The organism is Phycisphaeraceae bacterium (assembly GCA_015709595.1).
Taxonomy (GTDB): Bacteria; Planctomycetota; Phycisphaerae; order Phycisphaerales; family SM1A02; genus CAADGA01.
This window is the reverse complement of sequence record CP054178.1, coordinates 1639256-1662168: the sequence shown is the minus strand read 5'-3', so window position 1 is coordinate 1662168 and position 22913 is coordinate 1639256. Positions and strand designations below refer to the sequence as shown.

General features: G+C 68.8%; 18 protein-coding genes and 1 tRNA gene. 12 read left to right on the top strand and 7 right to left on the bottom strand.

Features of this window, described 5'->3' with window-relative positions:
• Positions 1 to 51 precede the first annotated feature (51 nt).
• A complete protein-coding gene (locus HRU76_06965; GenBank protein QOJ17331.1) occupies positions 52 to 3498 on the top strand; it encodes a PD40 domain-containing protein in 3447 nt (1148 codons plus the stop codon).
• 321 nt (positions 3499 to 3819) lie between these two features.
• Here HRU76_06965 and HRU76_06960 read toward each other — a convergent pair.
• Positions 3820 to 3901: transfer RNA gene (locus tag HRU76_06960), tRNA-Leu, on the bottom strand.
• Positions 3902 to 4048: 147 nt separating this feature from the next.
• On the opposite strand from HRU76_06960, the gene HRU76_06955 reads away from it, so the two are divergent.
• The 7 genes from HRU76_06955 (at position 4049) to HRU76_06925 (ending at position 12059) form a co-directional block, all read left to right on the top strand.
• The gene (locus tag HRU76_06955; protein QOJ17330.1) at positions 4049 to 4828 is read left to right on the top strand and encodes a DoxX family protein; all 780 of its coding nucleotides are present in this window, start codon (positions 4049 to 4051) and stop codon (positions 4826 to 4828) included.
• 183 nt (positions 4829 to 5011) lie between these two features.
• Positions 5012 to 6145 (top strand): hypothetical protein, encoded by a 1134-nt coding sequence (locus HRU76_06950; GenBank protein ID QOJ17329.1) that lies wholly within the window; start codon positions 5012 to 5014, stop codon positions 6143 to 6145.
• Between the two features lie 80 nt (positions 6146 to 6225).
• Positions 6226 to 7452, top strand: a complete 1227-nt coding sequence (locus tag HRU76_06945) for a hypothetical protein (GenBank protein QOJ17328.1) — start codon at positions 6226 to 6228, stop codon at positions 7450 to 7452.
• On the top strand, positions 7449 to 8264 hold the full coding sequence (locus HRU76_06940) for a MotA/TolQ/ExbB proton channel family protein (protein ID QOJ17327.1): 816 nt from the start codon (positions 7449 to 7451) through the stop codon (positions 8262 to 8264). Before HRU76_06945 ends, HRU76_06940 begins: the two co-directional genes overlap by 4 nt.
• A complete protein-coding gene (locus tag HRU76_06935) occupies positions 8261 to 8743 on the top strand; it encodes a biopolymer transporter ExbD (protein ID QOJ17326.1) in 483 nt (160 codons plus the stop codon). Before HRU76_06940 ends, HRU76_06935 begins: the two co-directional genes overlap by 4 nt.
• Positions 8740 to 9297, top strand: coding sequence for a biopolymer transporter ExbD (locus HRU76_06930; GenBank protein QOJ17325.1), 558 nt, complete (start codon positions 8740 to 8742; stop codon positions 9295 to 9297). The genes HRU76_06935 and HRU76_06930 overlap by 4 nt, the downstream gene beginning before the upstream one ends.
• A 116-nt stretch (positions 9298 to 9413) precedes the next feature.
• Positions 9414 to 12059, top strand: coding sequence for a tetratricopeptide repeat protein (locus HRU76_06925; GenBank protein ID QOJ17324.1), 2646 nt, complete (start codon positions 9414 to 9416; stop codon positions 12057 to 12059).
• 9 nt (positions 12060 to 12068) lie between these two features.
• Here HRU76_06925 and HRU76_06920 read toward each other — a convergent pair whose 3' ends face one another.
• The gene (locus HRU76_06920) at positions 12069 to 13274 is read right to left on the bottom strand and encodes a methionine adenosyltransferase (protein ID QOJ17323.1); all 1206 of its coding nucleotides are present in this window, start codon (positions 13272 to 13274) and stop codon (positions 12069 to 12071) included.
• A gap of 400 nt (positions 13275 to 13674) precedes the next feature.
• On the opposite strand from HRU76_06920, the gene HRU76_06915 reads away from it, so the two are divergent.
• The 4 genes from HRU76_06915 to HRU76_06900 all read left to right on the top strand — a co-directional run bounded on the left by HRU76_06915 (position 13675) and on the right by HRU76_06900 (position 17821).
• A complete protein-coding gene (locus tag HRU76_06915) occupies positions 13675 to 14367 on the top strand; it encodes an N-acetylmuramoyl-L-alanine amidase (GenBank protein QOJ17322.1) in 693 nt (230 codons plus the stop codon).
• A gap of 351 nt (positions 14368 to 14718) precedes the next feature.
• Positions 14719 to 15591, top strand: a complete 873-nt coding sequence (locus HRU76_06910) for a serine/threonine protein kinase (protein QOJ17321.1) — start codon at positions 14719 to 14721, stop codon at positions 15589 to 15591.
• A gap of 107 nt (positions 15592 to 15698) precedes the next feature.
• Entirely contained in the window at positions 15699 to 16367 is a 669-nt protein-coding gene (locus tag HRU76_06905; GenBank protein QOJ17320.1) for a paraquat-inducible protein A, read from the top strand.
• On the top strand, positions 16364 to 17821 hold the full coding sequence (locus HRU76_06900; protein ID QOJ17319.1) for an MCE family protein: 1458 nt from the start codon (positions 16364 to 16366) through the stop codon (positions 17819 to 17821). The genes HRU76_06905 and HRU76_06900 overlap by 4 nt, the downstream gene beginning before the upstream one ends.
• 30 nt (positions 17822 to 17851) lie before the next feature.
• On the opposite strand, the gene HRU76_06895 is transcribed toward HRU76_06900, so the two are convergent.
• The 5 genes from HRU76_06895 to HRU76_06875 form a co-directional block, all read right to left on the bottom strand.
• Complete coding sequence (locus tag HRU76_06895; GenBank protein QOJ17318.1) at positions 17852 to 18970, bottom strand: exo-alpha-sialidase; 1119 nt, start codon at positions 18968 to 18970, stop codon at positions 17852 to 17854.
• Between the two features lie 106 nt (positions 18971 to 19076).
• The gene (locus HRU76_06890; protein QOJ17317.1) at positions 19077 to 19346 is read right to left on the bottom strand and encodes a MoaD/ThiS family protein; all 270 of its coding nucleotides are present in this window, start codon (positions 19344 to 19346) and stop codon (positions 19077 to 19079) included.
• A gap of 155 nt (positions 19347 to 19501) precedes the next feature.
• A complete protein-coding gene (locus tag HRU76_06885; protein QOJ17316.1) occupies positions 19502 to 21202 on the bottom strand; it encodes a PDZ domain-containing protein in 1701 nt (566 codons plus the stop codon).
• A gap of 107 nt (positions 21203 to 21309) precedes the next feature.
• The gene (locus HRU76_06880; GenBank protein QOJ17315.1) at positions 21310 to 21954 is read right to left on the bottom strand and encodes a hypothetical protein; all 645 of its coding nucleotides are present in this window, start codon (positions 21952 to 21954) and stop codon (positions 21310 to 21312) included.
• Positions 21955 to 21985: 31 nt separating this feature from the next.
• Entirely contained in the window at positions 21986 to 22642 is a 657-nt protein-coding gene (locus tag HRU76_06875; protein ID QOJ17314.1) for a sigma-70 family RNA polymerase sigma factor, read from the bottom strand.
• Positions 22643 to 22913: the final 271 nt, after the last annotated feature.

Sequence of the window (22913 nt, the reverse complement as noted above, 5' to 3'; positions counted from 1 at the left end):
CCGCCCCCCCGGCCTTTCGCCCCCGACCCTTCGCCTTCTTCGGAGACGCCCGTGCGAACCCGCTCCGCCGCTCTCTCGTTCGTCGTGCTCACCATGCTGGCCCTCGCTGGGTTGACCTCAACCGCGGCGCCTGTTCACGCCGTGGCCCGGCAGGCCCAGCCAGCGCCTCAGCCCACCCCGCAGGGCTACTACCGCATGCCCGCCGTCCGCGGCGATGTGACCGTGTTCTGCGCCGAGGGCGACCTGTGGGTGCTGCGCGCCGGCGAGGACACGGCCCGGCGGCTCACCACGCACCTGGGCGAGGAGTCGCACCCCGCCATCTCGCCCGATGGAGCCACCGTCGCCTTCAGCGCCCAGTACGACGGACCCACCGAGGTCTACACCATGCCGCTGACCGGCGGGGCGCCTCAGCGGCGCACCTGGGAAGGCCGCACCGCCCGCGTGTGCGGGTGGACGGCGGACGGCAGAATCCTCTACGCCTCGCGGGCGCACTCCGGCTTGCCCAACTGGCAGCTCCTCACGCTCGACCCGGCCACGGGTGAGAAGACCATCCTCCCGCTCGCCCAGGCGGCGGACGGCGTCATCGATCCCGACAGCGGGGCCGTGTTCTTCACCCGACTTCCCTTCAACGGCAGCCACACCAAGCGATACAAGGGCGGCACCGTCGAGCAGATCTGGCGCTGGTCGGGCGTGGAGGGCGAGGAGGCCGTCAACCTGACCGCCGACTACGCGGGAACCAGCAAGGATCCCATGCTCTGGAACGGCCGCATCTACTTCGCCTCCGACCGCGATGGCGTCATGAACCTCTGGTCCATGAAGCCCGACGGCACGGATCCGCGGCAGCACACGCGCCACGAGGGCTTCGATATCTTCTCACCCGACCTCACGAACGGGCGCATCACCTACCAGGTCGGCGCGGACCTGTGGCGCTACGACATCGCGGCGGACGGCGTCACCCGGCTGACCATCGCCCTGGGATCGGACTTCGATCAGACCCGCGAGAAGTGGGTCGGCGACCCGCTCTCCTGGGTGACCAGTTCGCACCTCTCGCCGGACGGCGACCGCGTGGTGATGACCGCGCGCGGTCAGATCTATGTCGCTCCCGCCAAGCAAGGCCGGCTCATCGAGGTCACGCGCGACCGCACCGTCCGGCACCGCGATGCACGCTTCCTGCCGGATGGCGCCACGCTGCTCACCCTCTCCGATGAATCGGGCGAGGTCGAGTTCTGGACCCATCCCGCCAACGGCATGGGCGAGAAGCAGCAGATTTCCAGCGACGGCGTGGTGCTGCGCTGGGAGGGAATCCCCTCGCCCGACGGCAGGTGGATCGCTCACCACGACAAGAACCTGCGGCTCTTTCTGCACAACGTCGAGACGCGCGAGAACACCGAGATTGACCGGCTCGAATGGGATGACGCCTTCTCCAATCTCACCTGGTCGCCCGACAGCACGTGGCTGGCGTACGTGCGCCCCGCGAGGAACTCGCACCCCCAGATCATCGTGCGGAACGTGGAGGACGGCACGCGGCTGGCGCTGACCACCGACCGGCAGATCAGCCACTCCCCCGCGTGGACGCCCGACGGCCAGTGGCTCTACTTCCTCAGCGAGCGGCACCTGCAATCGAGCGTGCCCAGCCCATGGGGCTTCCGTGCGCCCAAGCCGCACTTCGAGCGAACGACGAAGATCTACGCGCTGGCGCTCGTGAAGGGACTCAAGTTCCCCTTCGACCCCGACACCGAGCTCGACGCGGCGAAGAAGGACGAGCCGAAGAAGTCGGCCCCGCCCACGACGAACCCCCCCGCGACCGAACCGACGCCGAGCGAGCCGCCCGCGGCACCGGATGCCCCCGCCGGCGCGGAAGCGCCGACAACCCCGCCGGGCGACAAGCCCGCGAAGAGCGAGAAGCCCGACGCCGCCAGGCCCGTCATCATCGACGCCGACGGGCTCGCCGATCGACTCTACGAAGTGCCCGTGCCCAACGGCGACTACTCCAACCTCTTCGCCACCGACAAGCGGCTGCTCTTCGTCACCCGCGAGGGCTCCGGCCGCGGATCGACGCGCCATCTCGTGGCGCTCGACTTCAACAACAAGAAGATCGAAACGAAAACCATCGCGTCGGACATTTCCTTCGGCGAGTACTCGATGGACCGCAGGAAGGCCCTCGTCCGCAAGGGCGACGCCATGCACATCATCGACATCGGCGGCGGACCCGCGGACATGAACGACTCCCGCGTCAACCTCTCCGGCTGGGGCTTCACCGTCGACCCGCGCGATGAATGGCGGCAGATGTTCACCGAGGCCTGGCGCCTGGAGCGTGATTACTTCTACGACCGCGGCATGCACGGCGTGGACTGGACCGCCATGCTGGAGAAGTACCGACCCCTCGTCGATCGCGTGCGCACCCGCGCCGAGCTGAGCGACGTGATCGCCCAGATGGTCGCCGAACTCTCCGCCCTGCACACCTTCGTGCGGGGGGGCGACCAGCGCTCCGCCCCCCGCGGAGCCGAACCCGCCGCCCTCGGCGCGCGGCTTGTCCGCGACCCGGCGGCGGGCGGCTACGTCATCCAGCACATCCACCAGACCGACCCCGAGTACCCCGGCGAGCGATCCCCCCTCGCCAGACCCGGGCTGGACATCGCGCCGGGCGACGTCATCATCCGCCTCAACGGCCGCGCCGTGCTCGAAGCACGCGACCTCGGCGAGTTACTCATGAACCAGGCCGGCAAGCAGGTGCTGCTGCACCTGCGCGACGGCGAGACGGAGGAGGAGCGACAGGTCATCGTCACGCCCATCTCGCCGGGCGCGGAGGACGGGCTGCGCTACACCGAGTGGGAGTACGAACGCCGGCTCATCGTCGAGCGCGATGGCGAAGGCGACATGGGCTACGTCCACCTGCGGGCGATGGGCTCGGGCGACATCGCGCAATGGACGCGCGACTTCTACCCCGTCTTCGACCGCAAGGGGCTGGTCATCGATGTGCGCCACAACGGGGGTGGCAACATCGACTCGTGGATTCTCTCCGAACTGCTGCGCAAGGCGTGGTTCTACTGGCAGGGCCGCGCGGGCGAACCCTACTGGAACATGCAGTACGCCTTCCGCGGGCACATCGTGATCCTGTGCAACGAGCGCACCGCCTCGGACGGCGAGGCCATCACCGAAGGCATCCGCCGCCTCGGGCTGGGCACGATCATCGGCACGCGCACGTGGGGCGGCGAAATCTGGCTCACCAGCAGCAACGTGCTGGTGGACCGCGGCATCGCCACCGCCGCCGAGTTCGGCGTGTACGGCCCGGAGGGCGAATGGCTCATCGAAGGCCACGGCGTCGACCCGGACATCGTGGTGGACAACCCGCCCCACGCGACCTTCCGGGGCGAGGATGCGCAGCTCAAGGCCGCCATCGAGTTCCTGAAGCGCAAGATCGCCGAGCAGCCGGTGGAGGTGCCGCCCGCGCCGCCGCACCCGGACCTGTCGTTTCCGCCGAGGCGGGGCGGGGGGTGACAGGGCGCCGCACGCCCCCCAAAAACCCCGCCGCCAAGGTCTGGCACGCCCTACCAGGCCTTGCGGTGCGACGGGGACGTTTTCTGAGCATGGCCGGCCCCAGGTGGCGTCAGACGACGCTCCATGCTCCGTCCCCACGAGGGCTGCGGGCTGGCCGGATCACACGGACGCCCGGCGGGGGCGTGCCAGTCAGAAAATCGCGCAAGAGCCATCGTCCAATGCCGAACAAGGTGGAGGTCTGGCGCGACGGACATCGCAACCCGGTTCGTCGCAGACGAGGCGGGCGCTTGTCGGGCGCAGCCCGAGCGGGGATCGGCATCATGCGGGCGGGAGGACTCGAACCTCCACGGGTTGCCCCACCAGAACCTAAATCTGGCGCGTCTGCCAGTTTCGCCACGCCCGCGGGAGAGTAGCCGATAGGATTATCGTCAGGAAACCCGATCGGGCCAGTCCGTCGCCGACCTTCCCCCCGCGAGGTTCGCTGGTTCCTCCGCGGCGGAACGTCGGTAGGATCATGGAAGTAGCCCATCGGGCTCCAGGAGGCATGGTCATGGCATTCAGTCAATCCTGCGCCGCCAACTTCGTTCCATTCCTGGCCCGGCTGGTGCTGGGGGCGGTGTTCATCACCGCCGGAGCGAGCAAACTGGGGCAGACGGACTACACCGGCGACGACCTGAGGACGCTGCGCGAGCTGGGCGTGCTGGCGGCCGGGCCGGGCGTGACGCTGCACCGCGCCTCGTACTCGCCGCAGGATCCCGCGGGGGGCGGCAGCGGCCAGCCGATCGGCGGCGGGCAGGATGAGGGCGGCACACAGACCCCCCCTACGACGCCCCCCACGGTTCCCCCCACCAGCGGCGGAACCGATGCCGGCGCCCAGCAGGGCGGCGGCGACGCAGGAGCGGGCCAGGCGCCCACCCCGCCAGCCGGTGAAACGGTGCGTTCGTACAAGCTGTACGGCATCGCCACCATGCTCAAGGGCACGCCGGGCGAGCCGTACGCCAAGTACCTCGCCTGGGCGGCGACCATCGCCGAACTGGTGGGCGGGGCGATGGTGCTCGTCGGGCTGTTCGCACGCTTCTGGGCGCTGTCGCTGGTGGGCGTGATGGGCGTGGCGTTCTACCTGACTTCGTGGCCGATGCTCACCGAGGCGGGGTTCAACATCTTCGCCCTCGCGTCGTCGCCGGAGAAGGGCGTGCAGAACGCCATCATGTACCTGCAGTTGTCGCTGCTGGTGATGTCGCTGGGCATCGTCGTGACGGGTCCGGGGGCGGCGAGTCTGGACCGCTTCCTGTTCAAGGGCGGCGACGAAGGGGCCGAGGCGGAGTCCTGACCCGCCTGGGTCAGCGGCGCAGGCGTCAGTGATACAGGCGTCCCGCCTGTGACCATTCACCCCGCCCCAATGAAACTGACGGCACCATGCAGAACCTGCGTGGGAGGGTGAGAGCCGGTGAGCCCCGCGGTCGCCACCACGCGTTCGTGCCCTCTTGGCCGGTCCTGGTTATCCTAGAGAAGCGTGACCGCGGGTGATGTTCATCCCGTCCTGGCCGATGAGGCCGACGAGGCCGACGGGGGTCTGGCCGCGCTCATCGAGGCCCAGCGCGACCTGGCGGCGGAGGCGGGGGCGGACGGGGCGGCGGTCGGGGCGGAGACCCAGCCGCACCCGGCTGAACCCATCGATGCGCTGGCCGAGCATTTGCGCGAGCTGGGCGCGGAAACCGAAGCGGAGCGGCGGCTCAAGCGCGTGCTGCCCTGGGTGACCTCGTTCGTGGCCCACCTCGGACTGATCGTGCTGGGCTTCGCGGTGGTGACGGCGGTTCGGCTGATGCGCGAGGAAGACCCGGTTCTCATCGTCGCCGATTTCAACCAGCCGCGGTACGAGCCGCTGGCGCTGATGAACCCCAACATCTCACCCGAAACCGAACGGGCCGCGCAGGATCAGAGGCCCACCGACGCCGTCGCCTCCACGCTCACCGAGCAGTTGCGGCGGCTGGAGATCGACCCGCTCAGCGTCATCTCCGACGCGGCCTCGCCCAGCGAGCTGGCGGAGTTCGCCCCCAGGCCGCGCGAGGCCACCGCGTCGTTCGTGGGGCTGACCGGCTCCAACGCGCGCAAGATCGTGTACATCGTGGACGCTTCCGGCTCGATGATCGGCACGCTTCCCATCATCATCGAGGAGCTGGCCCGCTCCATCGAGGCCCTCTCGGCGGACCAGGAGTTCGCGGTGGTGTTCTTTCAGAGGAACGACGCACTGACGGCCCCGCCCGGAACGCGACTGATGCGGGCCACGGCGGAGGAGAAACTCCGCGTGCTGCAGTGGGCGCGGGACACGGTGATTCCCGCGGGCCGCTCCAACCCCGTGGCGGCCATCGAGAAGGGGCTGTCGTTCAAGCCCGACGTGATCTTTCTGCTGAGCAACAACATCACCGGCGCGGGCGTGTTCGAGATCGACCAGAAGGATCTGCTCGACCTGCTGGACCAGCTCAACCCGGTGGATCGGACCACGGGTCGCCGACGCACGCAGATTCAATGCGTGCAGTTTCTCGACCCCGATCCGCTGGACACGCTGCGCAAGATCGCGGAGATTCACGGCGGCCCGCGCGGATACAAGTTTCTCGACCGACGCGAACTGGGGATCGGACTGCAATGATCGCTGCACGATGGATGACATTCCGGTTCCCCGGCATCCGTGGCGCAGGCGTCCTGCCTGCGATCGCTCGGGCGGCCTCAATGGCCGACCGCGCGAGGCCGATCCGTCTCGCCGTTCTCGCGGGTCTGCTCCTGTGCATCATCCCGTCGCCGCGCGCCCTTGCCGACGTCATCACCGCGGGCGGCACGCGCCTGGCCGACATCCGCGTCCAGACCGTTCGAGGCGGACAGGTGTTCTTCACCGACGCGGGCGGTGATCTCAAGCAGGTGGACGCGGCGACGATCAGCGCCATTCGCTTCGACGGTCTGGTCGAGCTGGACGACGCCGAGCGCTTCCTCTCGCGCGGCGAGGTCGAAGACGCGCTGGACAAACTCCTGGCGGGCTACGCCAGGGCGACCACCGAGCCGCAGCGCATGTGGCTGCATGCGCGGCTGGCGACGGCGCACAACCTGGCGGGCGACTACATCGAGGCGGCGTCCAACCTGGCGGCGCTGCTGGAACTCGACCCCTCGCCCGTCTGGACGCGCCTCGTCCCCACCTGCGGCCTGAACGAACCCACCTTCAACAGCGCGGCGGAGGCCATCACGAATATCGACCGCGCCAGGCGCAAGGCCGCGGCGCCCGATGGTGACGTGACGGTGCGTGAGACGCTCGACCGGCTGGATGCCGCCATCAGGCCGTTGTTCGACCGCGTGCAGCAGGACAATGCGCAGCGGCGCTACCGCGCCGGCTCGACGGTGTCGGGCATTCCCATGCGCGACCTGGGCAAGCCGAGACCCGGGCGCAGCGGGACGGGTCGCGTGGTGACGCCGCCAGGTGCGACGCCGCCCGCCCCCCCGCTCACGCGCCCCGGCACAACGCCGCCGGGCGATTCGCCTCCCGCGACGCCGGGTGATCCCGACTCCGCCGAATCCATCGAGCGGTTGCTGGCCGCCTCGAAGTTCGACGAGGCCCTCAAGGCGTGCGAGCGGGCGGTCCGCAATCCGGTGGACCGCGACCTGGGGCAGTTGCTCGTGCACCGCGGGCTGGCGCTCAACGGGCTTGGCCGTCCGATGGACGCGGCGGTGGCGTTCATGCAGGCGGTGATCCACTTCCCCGGCGGGCGGGCCGCGGCGCGGGGGCTGATCGAAACCGGACTGATCTACCGCGATGCGCTCAAGAACCCCGACGTGGCGCGGCGCCTGTTCGAGGAGGCCGCCAGGATCGCCGAGCAGATCGGCGACGCCGCGCTGGCTGAGCGGGCGCGATCGCTCCTCGCCAACGCGATGAGTGTTTCTGGTCAGTTTTCCACTCAGGAGATGGCATGACTCGTTCCGTGGTGCGATTGGGAGTGCTGGTCGGTGTGGTGTGCCTGCTGATGCTGCCCGCCCTGGCGCAGGGGGAGGGCGGCGAAGGCGGCGCCGCCCGGGCCGCGCCGTCGGCGCAGAGCTTCGCCAGCGTGTTCTTCTACTCCGCCCACACCGACGCACGCACCGGCGAACGCTCCATCGAGCTGCTCGGCAGCATGATCATCTGGTTTCTGCTGGCGCTCTCGATGGTCTCGATCGGCCTGATCGGTCACATGGCGCTCACCAACCAGCGCAAGGCGATCGTGCCCGACGGCGTGGTGGAGGAGGTGACGCGCCACCTGAAGGAAGGCCGCTTCAAGGACGCCATCGCGCTCACGGCGCGCGACGCCAGCTACTTCAGCACTGTCATCAACGCGGGACTGAACGAAGCCAGCCACGGCTACTCCGCCATGATCCGCGGGCTGGAGCTGGCCTCCGACGAGCACACCACCATCCGCCTGCGGCGCATCGAGTACCTCAACGTGCTGGGCCAGGTGGCCCCGATGATCGGGCTGTTCGGCACGGTGTATGGCATGATCCTGGCCTTCCGGGCCATCGTCATCGCGGGCGGGGCGGCGGACCCGATCCAGCTCGCCAGCGGCATCGGCACCGCGCTGGTGACGACCTTCTGGGGGCTGATCGTGGCCATTCCCGCCCTGGCGGGCTACGCCGTGGTGCGCAACCGCATCGACGCCTTGACCACCGAGGCCACGCACACCGCCGAGCACCTGCTCAACCAGTTCCGGCCCAGGTCGCGCGGCGCCAAGCCCCCCTCGGAGCCAAGGTCGTGAGCGCGGTCTACCGGCGCGGCCGAGCCGAGATGGAGGCCAACCTCACGCCGATGATCGACGTGACGTTTCTGCTTATCGTCTTCTTCGTGCTGGTGTCGCAGATCGTGGAGGTGGAGCACGTCGATCTCAACCTGCCCCAGCCGGAGCGCCCGCTGACGGCCCGCATGGAGGATGATCGACGGGTGGTCATCAACGTGGTTCCGCGGTCGCGCGGCTCGTCGGAGATCGAGTCATACCGCGTTGGAGGCCGGGCCTTTCCGCCCACGAAGGACGGCGTGGATGGAATGATCGCGCACCTGGCGGCGCTCTACGCCGCCAACCCCAATCTGAACGTCAACCTGCGCGCTGACCGGGCCACGCACTACGAGTGGGTGGAGCCGGCCATGCGCGCCGTGGTGGAGGCGGCGTCGCGCAGCGGGCAGGTGAACACCCGCCCGCGCGTGAACCTGGTCGTGATTCCGGAGGATGACGGCTCGTGAGCGATCCGCCGCTCGAACCCGATGCGCCGCACGACGCCGCCCGCGCCTTCCTGCCGGATGAGGACGTGGTGGAGCATCGCTCGGCGCGATCGCGGCGCGGGCGAGGCCGGGCGCGCCTCACGCTCAACCTGACCGCCATGATCGACGTGGTGTTTCTGCTGCTGATCTATTTCATGGTGGCGACGAATTTCCGCGTCGGCGAGGAGGTGTACCGACTCGACCTGCCGCGCAACCTGCAGAGCCAGGCGGAGCGTGATCCGTTTCAGCTGGATGAACAACCGCTGCGCATCCAGGTGCTCTCCACCGGGCCGGGACGGTTCCAGTACCGGCTGGGCATCGACGGTCCCTTCGCGCAGCCCGCGTCGTTCGACGAGCTGCACCGCTTCCTGCTGGATCGGCAGATCAACCCGGACCACCCCGCGGGACTGTTCCTGCCGGACCACCCGATCATCATTGAACCGGCCCGCACCGCCGTCTGGGATCACACGGTGGGTGCCTTCAACGCCGCGGCGCGGGCGCGGTACACCAACATCCGTTTCGCGGAGCCGAAGTGAGGAAGCGAGCGACCATTCCGATGCTTGGTGAGGCAGGCGCTCCGCCTTCGCTTCCTATCAGTGGCACGGGCGTCCCGCCTGCGATCGTTCGGTCGGCCTCAACGGTCAACCGAACGATGCCGACTCCGCCGCACCCGCACAAGGACTGGTGGGGCTGGCGGATTCGACCCGCCCTGCTGCGGGTCATCATTACCTCGCTCGTCGCGCTGAACGTCCCGCTCACCCACCCCATCATGGCCCAGTCGCTCGAAGACCAGCTCGACGAGGAGCGATTCCTTCGCGGGCTTGGCGAGTACCGGCTGCCGGAAGTGCTGGAGCACTATGTCGCCTCGAAGGGCGGCGGCGACCCGTCGGAGAGCGCCCTGTACCGCATCGCCGCGCTTCGTCTGGCCGCCAACGACCCGGCGCTCGCGCCCGCCGAGCGATTGGATCGCATCGAACGGATGCTCGAAGCCCGTCGCGTGCTGCTGGCGGCGCATCCCCACGACGAACGCCGCGCCCTGTGGCTGGCGGACCAGGCGGCGGATCTGCTCTTTCTGCTCTATCCGCACGAGGCCACGTGGCTGACCGCGGAGTTCGGGCTGCCCACGCCCGCGCAGCTGGATCGCGCCCGATCCGTTGCGCGTGAGGTCAACGACCTCGCGGCGGAGGCGGAACTGGCCATCGCGGAACTCATCATCAACCTCGAGGGCGAGCCGGGCTACGCCGCCGACCTGTCGAAGCAGCTCAGGCGAAGGCGACTGTCGCGCGAAGAACGCGACCGGCGCGTGCCGTACCTGCGCGGCGTGGGCGCCTATCTGCACGCGATGTTCAACGTTGACGATCGGCTCGAACAGCGGGCCGCGTTTGAACTGGCTTCGGAACTGCTCGCGCCGCTCGTGGGCGAACTGGAGGGCTTCCTGCGGCCCCGCGCCCGGCTCTACGCGGGGCTGGCGCTGGCGCGACTCGGACGCTTCGACGAGGCGGATGACTCCTTCCGCGCCGTGGCGGGCGATGGTGACGCCACACCGTCGGATGTCTTCGCGGCCCGCATGGGGGCGGCCCTCAACCGGGCCGTCACGCGCGGACCGGCGGCGGGACTGGAAGCGCTGGACTCCATCGAGGAGCGATACACCGGCGCCGAGGGCTTTTTCTTCCGCGTGCTGATCGCGGATCGTCGGTTCCTGCTGCGGCGGCAGCTCGCCGCGCAGGCGTCGCCCGCGGATCGCGCCCGGCTGCTGTCGCAGGCGTTCGCGTCGTACACCGACCTGCTGTCGCGTGACCTCGGCGTACCGGTGGAAACGACCCGCGCGGTGGTGTTCGCCAGACTCGCCAATGCCGCGGGAGAGGATGCGCCGCTGGAGGCGCTTCCTCCCATCATCACGGTGGCGCGGGCGGAGAATCTGGCCCGGGACGCTTCCACGCGGGCGAGGGGCGTCGAGATGCTGGAGGAGGCCCTTCGCCGCGCCGATCTCGATCAGCCCACCAAGGCGATGGCGGCGTTCGCGCTGGGCCGCGCCCTGGCCGCCGAACGCCGCTGGCTCGACGCCGCCCGTCGCTTCGAGCAGGTGGCCCGTGAGTTCCCTACCGATCGGCAGGCGGAGACGGCGATCGAACTGGCGGCGTCAATCCTGGCCGAGGCCCGCGCCGCCGCGCCCGATTCCGCCGACGTGAACGCGCAGTACGAGAGCACGCTGTCCATGCTGCTGCAGCGGTATCCGAACCTGCGTTCGGTGGAGCGATGGCGCTTCGAGGCGGGGCGGCTGCATTACGAGCGCGGCGACCTGGCCGGGGCTCGCGAACACTTCGCCGCCGTGGCGCCCGGCAGCGCCCCGTGGGCCGACAGTCGCTTCATGCTGGCGTCGGTGGCCCGCGCCGAGGCGCTGGCGGAGCAGGACGAATCGCGTCGGGCGGCGCGCCTCGAGGCGGCCCTGGCGCAGATCGAGAAATCGCGGGCCGCGATCCGCGACGCGCAGTCGAGCGAGCCCGAGGCGGTCCGACGCGAAGCGCTGACGCTCGCCCTCGACCGGCTCACGCTTCACGAGGCCGAAATGCACCTGCTGGGCGGTCGGGCGGTCGAGGCGCTCGCCCGGCTGGACTCGCTGGGCGCGCTCGAGGACCGCCGGCTGCTGGGCGAGTCGATGTCGCTGCGCATCAAGGCGTATCACGCGCTGGGCCGCTCGGCGGACGTGGTGCGGGAAGTGACGCGGTTCCTGGACTCGATTCCGGACCAGGCCGTTTCGGTGGCGCCGTCGATGCTCGCCTCGCTGCAGGACGACGTGGAGCGTCTGCTCGACGAGGATCGCGTGGACGAGGCCCGCCGCCGCGCGCGGACGGACCTGCTGCCGCTCGCCGAGGCGCTGAGCGAGTGGCTGGCGACGGCTCCGCTGGAGGCGGAAACCCTGCCCCCGCTGCGGGTGCGCCTGGGCGACGCCTTCCGCGCCGCGGGCGTCTTCGACCGCGCCCTGTCATTGTACGAGGACGCTCTTCGCGCCCAGCCGGGGGTGCTCCAGGCGGTGTTCGGTCGGGCGGATTGCCTCTTCGCGCTGGCGCGGTACGAGGAGGCGATGATCGAGTTCCGCCGCATCAGCGCGTCGCGGCAGGAAGCGCGGGATCGCTACTACTGGCACGCGGAACTGCGCCAGCTCGAGATTCTCGATCGCGTGAATCGCAATACGCAGCAGATCCGCCCGCGCATCGACCGCCTGCGGCAGGTAGACCCGTCGCTGGGGGGCCCCAGGTTCAAGCCGACGTTCGACTCCCTGGCCAACAAGCACCGCTGAGGGGATTCGTCACACCCGGGCCGGCTCGCGCAGGCCCGCGGCGGCGCGGAGCGCGTCGGCCTTGTCGGTCTTCTCCCACGTGAACGTGCCCTCGCCGCCTTCGCCTGGGGCGCGCCCGAAGTGACCGTGCGCCGCGGTGGGACGATAGATGGGACGCAGCAGGTTGAGCGACTGAATGATGCCGCGGGGCGTGAGCGAGAAGTGCTCGCGGATCAGGTCGGCGATGCGGTCCTCGTCCACGCGGGCCGTGCCCTGGCAATCAACGCAGATGGAGGTCGGCTCGGCGACGCCGATGGCGTAGGAGAGCTGCACCTCGCACACGTCGGCCAGGCCGGCGGCGACGACGTTCTTGGCGATGTAGCGGGCCATGTAGGTGGCGGAGCGATCCACCTTGCTGGGATCCTTGCCGGAGAACGCTCCGCCGCCGTGTCGGCCGCGCCCGCCGTACGTGTCCACGATGATCTTGCGTCCGGTCAGCCCGGTGTCGCCGTGCGGACCGCCAATCTCGAACTTGCCGGTGGGGTTGACGTGAATCTTGATGGAGTTGTTCCACCACTCGCCCAGCACGGGCTTGAGGATGTGCTCGATGACGGCGTCGCGAAGCAGGTTCTGTCGGGCGTTCCATTCCGGCCCGTGCTGCGTGGACAGCACCAGCGTGTGAACGCGCTGGGGCGTCAGCCCGTCGTACTCCACGGTCACCTGGCTCTTGGCGTCCGGCCGCAGGTTGGGGATGATGTTCTTGCGGCGCACGTCCGCCTGACGGGCCACCAGCCGATGCGCCAGGTCGATGGGCAGCGGCATGAGCGAATCGGTCTCGCGGCAGGCGAAGCCGAACATCAGCCCCTGGTCGCCGGCGCCCTGCTCCTTGCCCTTGGTGGGGTCTTCGTTGACGCCCATGGCGATATCAGGGCTCTGCTGGTTGAGGCAGACAAGCACAGAGCAGGAATCGGCGTCGAAGCCCATGCGCCCGTCGGTGTAACCGATCTCACGGATGGTGTTGCGGACGATGTGGTTGATGTCCACGTAGCCCTCGCAGGTCACCTCGCCGGCGATCACCGCCATGCCGGTGGCCACCAGCGTCTCGCAGGCCACGCGGGCGCGGGGGTCTTCGGCGAGCATGGCGTCCAGCACGGCATCGGAAATCTGATCCGCCACCTTGTCCGGGTGACCGACGGAGACGGACTCAGAGGTGAACAGGTGCTGGCCGAGGGGCATGCGAAGTCTCCCATCCAGGGTCGAAGAAAGGCAGGGGGTCGGACGTATCCATTCGTTCATCCGGATGATCGGATGAATCATCGATGGTAGACCGTCCGTGTGAAGATGGCAACGCGCGGATGATACCGCGGGATGCGCTGGCTGGCGACGCCCGACAGGTGGCGTGATCTCTCCACGCGCCACTCGCGTCGAGCGAGAACCGGCCGCAGTGAGGTGACGCGCATCAGCCGCGCCATCGATCGGCTGCTGCGTCCGAGAAGCGTGCGCGATCCGATTTGAAAGAGTTTTCGGTCGCTGCGTCGATGGACCCCTCGGCGCGTCACGCGTCCGAACAATCGCTACGATTCCGCACCGCGTCATCACGGATGAGACCCCGGTGAGCCGAGCGACCAGCACGTCCATGAAACCAAGTCGTCCCGCGTCGCGCTCCTCGCGCCCGAAACGGAGCGCCGCCCCGGCGTCGGTCAATCGGCGCGCCCGCACGGTGTGGGGCGTGTTTCTGGCCGCCATGACGGGGGCGTGCGGGCTGCTGCTGCTGGCGGACGGCTCGCGAGGCGAGCAGGTGGCGCTGCCGATGCTGGGGCCGGGCGTGGCGATCGGGGGATCGTCCGACTCCGCGCTGTTCGAGACGCGCGTTCCGATCGACTCGGGTCGATGGGGCGGAATCGTGATTCACCACTCGGGCGGACCGGCGGGCGACGCGACCACGCTTCATCGCCAGCACGTGTCGCACGGATTGGACGGACTGGGCTATCACTTCGTGATCGGCAACGGGTCGGGCATGAGCGAGGGCGAGGTCGCGATCGGTTACCGCTGGGCGGAACAACTGCCCGGCGCCCACGCGCTGGGGCCTGACGCGTCGTGGCACAACCAGCACTCCATCGCCATCTGCCTGGTGGGCAACGGCGAGTCACGCGCGTTCACCGATCACCAGATCGAGTCGCTGGTGCGCCTGGTGCGGGATCTGCAGCGACGCTTCGGCATTCCCGCCGAGCGGGTGTGGCTCCACCGCGAGGTGGCCTCGGTCCGCAGCCCGGGTCGGTTTTTTCCCGAGGCGGCGTTTCGTGAGCGGCTCCTGCCTCTGCCCCGTTGAACAAATGTCCAATCTCCCGTACTCTACGGGATGAATGGTTCGAGCGGATTGGGGCTGTGAACGCCCGCATGTCATTGCGCCATCTGCCTCAAGTCGCCGAACCCGATGGACGATCCGACCTGATGGCATTCTCGCCATCACGGGAGGAAGGTACAACCATCGCCCGAAGGCGTGCGTATAGGGGGACGTAAGTCTCGATTTGACAAACGGATCGGACGAGGAGAGCCGATCCGCATCATGATCCGCCCTCCCCGATGTCACGTGGTCACTTCTTCGGGCGCGGGCACGAGTGTTCCGACCTTTCCCATGGCATCAGTCGCTCCAGGACGACATATTGCCGGTTATCGGGTCTTGGCTGAGATCGGCAAGGGTGCCGCGTCTGAGCTGTACGCCGTTCAGGATCTCAAGACCAAGCAGGTCTGGGCCCTGAAGCAGGTCCACAAGGTCACCGACAAGGATCAGCGGTTCCTCGACCAGTGCGAGCAGGAATACATCATCGGCTCCAAGCTGGATCACCCCAACATCCGGCGCGTCGTCCGTCTCATCAAGCACCGCAAGTTCTTCCGCGTGACCGACTACGTGCTGCTGATGGAGCTGGTGGACGGGTTGCCGCTGGATCAGCGCCTGCCGCGCACGTCGCTGGCGGCGGTCCGCATCTTCAGACAGATGGCCCAGGGGCTGGCTCACATGCACCAGCGGAACTGGGTCCACGCTGACATGAAGCCCAGCAACGTGCTGGTGACCGAAGGCGGCATGGCCAAGATCATCGACCTGGGCCAGTCATGCCCGGTCGGCACCATCAAGAAGCGAATCCAGGGCACGCCCGGGTACATGGCTCCTGAGCAGGCCTTCCGGCGCGAGATCACGCCGCAGACCGACATCTACAACCTGGGGGCCACCATGTACTGGGTGCTGGTGCGCGAGGTGGTCCCCACCGCCATGCCCCCCAAGGGCAAGGGCAGCGACAGCAGCAACGGCTCGCTGGTGAAGGGAGCCGTCGACGAATCGATGATCGAACGGCCGGTCCCCCCCCACGAGAAGAACCCGCGAGTCCACTCCGTCCTGTCAAAGCTGGTTCTCGACTGTGTGGAACTGGACCCCCAGAAGCGACCCGCCACCATGCAGCATGTCATCGACCGGCTGGGCATCATCGAGGAGCTGATGAACGCCCCGCCCCCCGGCGCCGCCGCCGCCAGTGGAGCATCAGGCGACTCCACGATGTAGACCGCGGTCGGGTTTTCGACGCCCGTGACGGATCGATGGCCGCCTCCCCACACGGCTGGTTGTGGTACGCTTGAAGGCAGGTTCCCAATCATTCCGGGACCGTCGTCATGCCCGCGCCCGAACGCCAACCATCCGACCTGATCCGGTGCTGCCCCTGCTGCGGGCTGGCGCAGTGGTCGCCGGTGCTCGCGCCGGGTCAGCGGGCCCGTTGCGCCCGATGCCGCACCGTCATTCACGCCCCCACGGATCGGCTTCGAAGCGGGTCGCGCACGGCGGCGATCGCGCTGGCGGCGCTCATTCTCTACCCCTTCGCCGTCACCATGCCCATCATGCGGCTGGCGCAACTGGGAAGAACCAACGAGTCGAGCATCCTCGACGGCACGGCGACGCTGCTGACCGAGGGCCACTTCTGGGTGGGCGTGATCGTGCTGCTCTGTTCGGTCATTCTGCCCCTGGCCAAACTCGCCGGTCTGCTGGCCCTCTCCACCGGGCGCGTGGTGACGAGCGACCGTCATCGCGCCCGGACCTACCGCTTCGTCGAGTGGACCGGCCGCTGGGGCATGCTGGACGTGCTCGCCGTGGCGGTTCTGGTGTCGGCGGTGAAGCTGGGGTCGAACATCGAGCTCTCGGCCGGGCCGGGGGCGCTGGCCTTCACCGGCGTGGTGATCCTCAGTCTGCTGGCGACGGCGACGTTCGATCCGCACACGCTGTGGGATGACATTCCGGTCGCGGAAGGTCAAGCGAATGAAACCACCCTGCCGGAGACGAGGACGTGAGCACGCCGGCTTCGCCAGCACCGTCCACTTCGCCCGCGACTGCGGGGTCGGCGGCGCCATCGCTTCCGCGCGCCATCGTGACGGTCGAGCGCCGCACCTCGTGGGCGTGGGTGGTTCCGCTGCTGGCGCTGCTCTTCGTCGGGTACCTGGGCTGGCAGGCGTGGACGATGCGCGGCGAGCGCCTCGTGGTGCTGTTCGACCAGGGGCACGGTCTGAAGATCGGCGATGAGGTCCGCCATCGCGGGATCGTGGTCGGGCGCGTGGAGCACATCGACCTTGTTCCATCGCTCGAGGGCGTACAGGTCACCGTCACGCTGCGCTCGCACGCCGGGCGGATCGCCCGACAGGGCACGCAGTTCTGGATCGTGCGCCCTCGCGTCGGCCCGAGCGGGGTGACCGGCCTGGACACAGTCGTCGGCCCGCGGTGGGTCGCGGTGAAACCCGGCGACGACCCCGCCGCCGACCCGCGGCGCGAGTTCGTGGGGCTGTCCGATCCGCCCGTCGTGGAGGAAGTCTTCCCGGGCGACCTCGAGATCGTGCTGCAGGCGAAGAACCGCGGCTCGCTGCAGCCGGGCGGGCCGGTGATGTATCGGCAGGTGCGCATCGGCACGGTGCTCTCGGTGGGGCTGGCCAGCGATGGGAGCGCTGTTGAGGCCCGTGTCCACGTCGAGCAGGCCTATGCCGCGCTGGTCCGCGAGCGCACGCGCTTCTGGGACAGCGGCGGAGCGAAGTTCAACGTGGGCATCACCGGCGTCTCGATGGAGATGGACTCGCTGGCGTCGCTGATGATCGGCGGCGTGTCGCTGGCCACCCCGCGCGACGGCGGCCAGCCGGTGCGCACGGGTCACCGCTTCGCCTGTGCGCCCGAGCCGCAGAAGGAATGGCTGGAGTGGGATCCGGCGGTGCCCATCGGCTCCGCGCTGCTGCCTCCCGGCGCGCCGTTGCCTGCCCCGGAGCGAGCGCAACTGGCGTGGCGCGAGGGAAGGGTCTTCCGATCGAACGAATCGCGCACGGGGTGGGTGCTTCCCATCGAGGGCGGACTGATCGGCCCGGCGGACCTGCTCAAGCCGGCGGCGGACGCCCGCGCCGGCACGGCGTCGCTGGAGGTAGCGGGCCAATCCGTTCCACTCACCAACCCGACGTGGGAGCAGGGCGGACTGGCGATGCTCTCATCGCCAGTCATCGGACGACCGTGGCCGAAATCCGCCCTGCGCCGTCCGGAGGCGCCGGAGGACTGCCTGATCGTGGCGGACAGCACGGCGGCGCCGATACCGCTGGCGGCGGCGCGGCTCACCACACGGAACGACGGCTGGCGCATCGACGAGGCGATGGGGTTCGACGCCTCGATGCATGGCGCATGCGTGCTGTCGCGCACGGATGGCGCCCTGGTGGGCTTTCTGCTGGTGGACAGACGGGCCGGTCGGGTCGCGCTGATGCCGTCGCCTCTCCCCTGACGCAATCCTGTCCCGATCCGGCGCGATGCGTCACTCCTTGATGAACCGCACGGCGTAGATGGGCGGCAGATGCGTGGAGACGGTCTGCCACGAGTCGCCGCCGTCTTCGCTGGTCCACAGGGAGCCGGTGGTGGAGCCGAAGGCGAGCCGCTGGCCCGATTCATCCACGTCCAGCGCGTGGCGGAAGACCAGGTCGTAGGCGAACTCCTGCGGCAGCCCTTTCCGCAGCGTGTCGAACGATCTCCCGCCATCGGTGGTGCGCGTCACCACCACCTGCCCGCGCACCGGCACGCGCTTTTCATCCTTCTGCGCGGGCACAAACCAGGCGATGTCGCCGTTGGTCGGATGGACAGCACACGCGAAGCCGAAGACCGACGGCTGCACGCCCGTAACCTCCGTCCACGTGCGTGCGTTGTCCACGGTGCGGAAGATGCCGTTGTGGTGCTGCGACCAGAGTTTGTCGGGCTGACCGGCACAGCGCACGACGATGTGCGGATCCTGCGAGTTTTCCTCGTAGGCCCTTTCCGGGGGCATGTACTCGGCGCGCATGCCCTTGGCGGAGATGGTCCAGTTTCCGCCATCGTTCTCGGTGCGCCACGCCCCGCCGCAGGAGATGCCCACGATCACGTGAGCCGGGTTGCGCGGGTCGATGCAGATGGAGTGAATGCCGGCCTCGTCGAACCCGCCGCCGAACCATTCCTTCCGTTCGGGCCGGCGCCAGAGGTCGTCCACCAGCGACCAGGTCTGCCCGTGGTCGTTGGAGATGAACAGTCCGCCGGGCAGCGTGCCGCACCAGAGCCGACCGGGCTGCGAGGCCGCGCCGGGCTCGATCGACCAGATCATGCGCAGCTTCCACGGAATAACCTTGCCGGTGAAGGGGTGAGCGACTTCCTGCTCGCCTTCGGGCATGGGCGGGTAGGCGGGCGTGGCGATCTCGATGAACGTCTCGCCGGCATCATCCGACCGGTGCAGCTTGTTGCCGAAGTGTCCGTGATTGAGGGCGGCGTAGATGGCGCCGTCGCGCGGGTCGTGCGCGGCGATGACGACATGATCGCCGAAGAATCGCTCGCGGGTTACCTTCCAACCCGATGCGCTCCGATCGACGGTGAAGAGACCCTTGCGGGTCGAGACAAGCAGGCGCGTGGCCATGTTGGCGTATCTCCCGCGGCCGCCCGCGGGGCGTGTGCGGGAGGCGAAGCGGCGAATGATACCGGATCGGGGCGCCGAGGCATCGGGCGCGCCCGCCATGCGCCCATTACCCCCCCGACAGCGCCTGCATCACGTCGATCACGCTGGCGGGGTCAACCGGGTCGGATTGGGTCCGACGATCCGCGATCAGGCGTCCATCGACGAATATCACCATGTGCTGACGGAGCGAGCCGACCTCATCCAGCACGTAGCCGCGAGCACGGACGTTGTCGGCGAAGTAGGCGTCCAGCGCGGCCCGCACGGTCGCGCCACTCACCTGCCTGGTCGGGCAGGGGACATGCCGCTGAATGTTCTCGGTGAAGCGCAAGGTTGGCACGACGGATTCTACCGGCGACGGGACGAGGAACTCAGCCGACGATCTCGGAGCGGGCTCGCGGTCAGCGCCAGGAACAACACGCCCGCGGGCAGGCCGCGGGCGTGTCGCTGGAGTGAGTGTCATCCACCGGCGCGTCGCAAGGTCCGGTCCCCGGCTCAGGGCAGGGGCTGCCTGTCGCGTCCGAGTTTCTCCAGCAGGGCTTCAAGCTTGGCCAGTCGCGCCTCCAGCGCCTCCAGCCGATGCTCGATGGTCACGGCGGGACGAGCCGCGATCCCCACGCGGGTCGCCGCCTCGGGCAGAATCATCACCTGGCCCCCTTCCTTGCTGGGCGCCAGTTCGAAGGTCATCACGCCCCTCTCGACGGGCCTCCACTCGTGGGTGAAGCGCTCGCCGGCCTTGCCCGCCTGGTCCAGGGCTTCGCGCACCTTCTGCTCGATGGCCCGTCGCGTCGCGTCATCCACCTTGTCGGCCAGGTTGCTCTGAAGGGCCTCCTGAATCGACTTGTGGATGCGCTCGCGCCAGTCGCCCTGCTCGCCCATGAAGCGCAGGATGTGCTCCTGGGCGCCGTGCATCTGCTTCTGCAGGTCGAGGATCGTTTCGTGGTCGAAGGTGTCCTTCAGGCGAGCGCCGCCCGCCTTCATCCGCTCACGCAGCTTCTGAAGCGCTTCCTGCGGAACGCCTTCGATCTGAATGTCGAACTCCTTCATCGCGTCGAAGTGCCGCATGAAATCCTGATCGAACTGCACGTCGAAGTCCGCGTCATGATCGAGATCCACGTCGAAATCAAAGTCGAAGTCGACATCACGGTCGCCATCCACCTTGACGCGGAACTCGCGGAGTTTCTGCGCGCCTTCCGGCATCAGTCGCAGGATGCGGCCCTCGATGTCGCCCAGCTTGCCGTCCAGCGCGTCCAGCCGCAGGATGGGGTGGTTCGTGTCGGCGACATTCTCCACCCTGACGACCACGTCCTTCGGCTCGCCCTTGCGCAGAACGCGGATGCGGATCTCATCGCCCTGCTCGCTGCCCGACACAATCTCGCGCAGACGGTCCGGCTCCGCCGTCCCCTCGTTCACGCGCACCACGATGTCGTTCTTCTGCAACCCGGCCTTGGCGGCGGGCAGCCCGTCCTCCACCGAGGTGATGACGAACGAGCCCTGTGCGTCGATGCCAAGGTGCTCCGCCAGCGCCGGATCGACCGGACCCATCGACACGCCGATGCGCGGCTTGGGATTCGCACCCAGCCCCAGCACCTTGAACGCGCCCTCGGGAAGATTCTCCATCTTCAGCACGCCTTCGAGAACGGCGCCCTCGGGCATGTTCTCCATCTTCAGGACGGCCCCCACGTCGCCCATCCGAACCTTCGTGCCGCCCGCTCCGACGCTCACTTCACGCAGCACCTGGCCGTTCTCATCCATGATGATGATCTTGCCGTCCTGCCGCTTGATGCGCTCGGGGGGCACGGGCTTGCCGTCGCGGAACGCCTGCACCTGGCCGTTTTCGTCCACCACCTTGAGCTCGCCGCTCTCGTCGGTGACGACGATCACGCGCTTCGACCGGGTGACGGACTGCCCGTCGCGCTTGACGACCACGTCCTGGGGACGGAGCGACGCCGCACGCCAGACCATCGGCTCGGGGAGCATCGCCCGGCGGAAGACCGCCGGCTGAAACTCGTCCGCCACCGCGGAAGCGACGAACAGGCGCGACTCGGAGTCCAGCCCCATCCAGCGGGCCGCCTGCTCCGGCGAGACGCGGATCACCCGCGGGCCGTCGCCCGACTGAGTCGGACACGGGGACACCGGGTCGGACGTGACCGCCACCGCGGCGGCGGCCAAGGGAACAAACAAGAGATGGGACATGGCGAACATGGCTTGCTTCTCCGTGAATGCGTTGGTGAATCGTCGGCGTCAAGTTCACGGACGGCGTTTCTGAGCGGCGCCGTCCGGTCAGGCGTGCGGGTGATGGCTTACGTGTCGGATTCCTTCGACCGGTTCTGGAACGTGGCCAGGTCGATGCGTCCGGGGGCGGGGCGTCCCAGCTCGTCGCGGCGCAGCTCGTAGGCCGATTCGATGGGCGCACGCTCCAGCAACGGACGAATGTACACCACGTCCATGCGGCCCGATCCGTCGTCCTGACGCATCTCGACCATGATCATGGGAAGCTCCTGCAGCACGCGGCCCTCACGGGCGCCGCGCTCCACGTACTGCCTCAGGGCGTCGTCGGCGGACAGGTCGGCCTGCGTGATGGACGGCCCGCCGCCCGCGGCGGGCGAAAGCCCCGGTCGATCAGGCGCGAAGAACGACAGTCCGAACCACGCCAGCGCCACCATCGCCGCCATCGCCCACCCCCCCCACATGCTCACACCGTGGTGTCCGAACGCCAGTCGAGGCGACTCGGCGGGCACGTGCTCCGGCAGTTCCACTCCATCAGCAGCGTCCAGCGCCTCGGCCAAGGCGCCGCGCACCTGCAACTCATCGCGCAAGGCGCGGGCCAGACGCTCCCACGCCCCGGGGTGCGACGAGGCATGCTGCTCCAGCGCCTTCCATTCCGCGCCGTCGGCTTCGTTGGCGGCGATTCGACCGATCAGGTTGTCTTCGTGGACATGGGTCATGGGTCGATTCCTTCCGTCAATCCGTCCTCCGTCAGGCGGCGCTGGCGGCGGCGCCCGGTTTCACCACGGCCACGCCAGGTTCCGACGCCTTCTCCTCCGCCAGCAGTTCGTCGCGCAGCATTCGCCTGGCGCGGATCAGGCGCGTCTCGATGGTCGTCACCGGCTCGCCCAGGATGTCCGCCACCTGCTTCTGCGACAGCCCGCGGATGCTCAGGAGCAACGGCTCGCGATAGTGCGGCGGCAGGCCCGAGGCCAGCTCCAGCGCACGCCGACCACGTTCGCTGGCCGTGCGGTCATGCGGGCGACGTTCCTGCGGCTCGTCGGACGCGATCTGCTGCGCCTTCTCGCCGTCCACGAACGTCACCACCCGCGACCGCGCCCGCGTGCGGCGCCCCGCGCTGCGGGCCACGTTGATGGCCACTGTCCGCAGCCAGGGGCGCACCGCGTCGGGATCGTGAAGCAGATGCATGTTGCGAACCAGTCGCATGGCCACATCCTGAAGCAGGTCATCCACCTCCACATCCCTGGGCTTGTGGGCGTAGACCACGGCCGCCACCCACCGGCGATGGGCGTGCCACAGCCGCACCAGCGCCTCCATGCGTGGGGCACGGGGGCTTTCGGCTGGAGCCGGCGTGGCGTGCCCGTCCATCTGCGGGGGCTCGCCCTGGAAGGGATCGGTGTCAGCCATCCGGGAATTGTGTACGCCCGCCGCGGGCGAATCCGTCAGAAAGTGCGCGTGAACATGGTTATCAGACTTTATCCGTTCACGGTTCGGGATTCATCGGTGTTCCTGGGGGAACGCCAGCCGGACTGACGCCAATGGGATGCGTTCCCACCTCGTATGATCCGTTCCGATGGCTGCTCCGCCTCCCCAGCATGGCTCCCGACGTGCGGGCCACCCCCCCACCACGCCCTCGGCGTCCCCGTCCACGTCATCCTCCCCGTCACCAGCGGCATCC

Excerpts from the sequence above, each read along its gene's own strand:
- HRU76_06955 (QOJ17330.1), top strand. The coding sequence starts at position 4,049 with ATGGCATTCAGTCAATCCTGCGCCGCCAACTTCGTTCCATTCCTGGCC.
- HRU76_06945 (QOJ17328.1), top strand. The coding sequence starts at position 6,226 with ATGGCCGACCGCGCGAGGCCGATCCGTCTCGCCGTTCTCGCGGGTCTG.
- HRU76_06940 (QOJ17327.1), top strand. The coding sequence starts at position 7,449 with ATGACTCGTTCCGTGGTGCGATTGGGAGTGCTGGTCGGTGTGGTGTGC.
- HRU76_06925 (QOJ17324.1), top strand. The coding sequence starts at position 9,414 with ATGCCGACTCCGCCGCACCCGCACAAGGACTGGTGGGGCTGGCGGATT.
- HRU76_06920 (QOJ17323.1), bottom strand. The coding sequence starts at position 13,274 with ATGCCCCTCGGCCAGCACCTGTTCACCTCTGAGTCCGTCTCCGTCGGT.
- HRU76_06915 (QOJ17322.1), top strand. The coding sequence starts at position 13,675 with ATGAAACCAAGTCGTCCCGCGTCGCGCTCCTCGCGCCCGAAACGGAGC.
- HRU76_06905 (QOJ17320.1), top strand. The coding sequence starts at position 15,699 with ATGCCCGCGCCCGAACGCCAACCATCCGACCTGATCCGGTGCTGCCCC.
- HRU76_06895 (QOJ17318.1), bottom strand. The coding sequence starts at position 18,970 with ATGGCCACGCGCCTGCTTGTCTCGACCCGCAAGGGTCTCTTCACCGTC.
- HRU76_06885 (QOJ17316.1), bottom strand. The coding sequence starts at position 21,202 with ATGTCCCATCTCTTGTTTGTTCCCTTGGCCGCCGCCGCGGTGGCGGTC.
- HRU76_06880 (QOJ17315.1), bottom strand. The coding sequence starts at position 21,954 with ATGACCCATGTCCACGAAGACAACCTGATCGGTCGAATCGCCGCCAAC.
- HRU76_06875 (QOJ17314.1), bottom strand. The coding sequence starts at position 22,642 with ATGGCTGACACCGATCCCTTCCAGGGCGAGCCCCCGCAGATGGACGGG.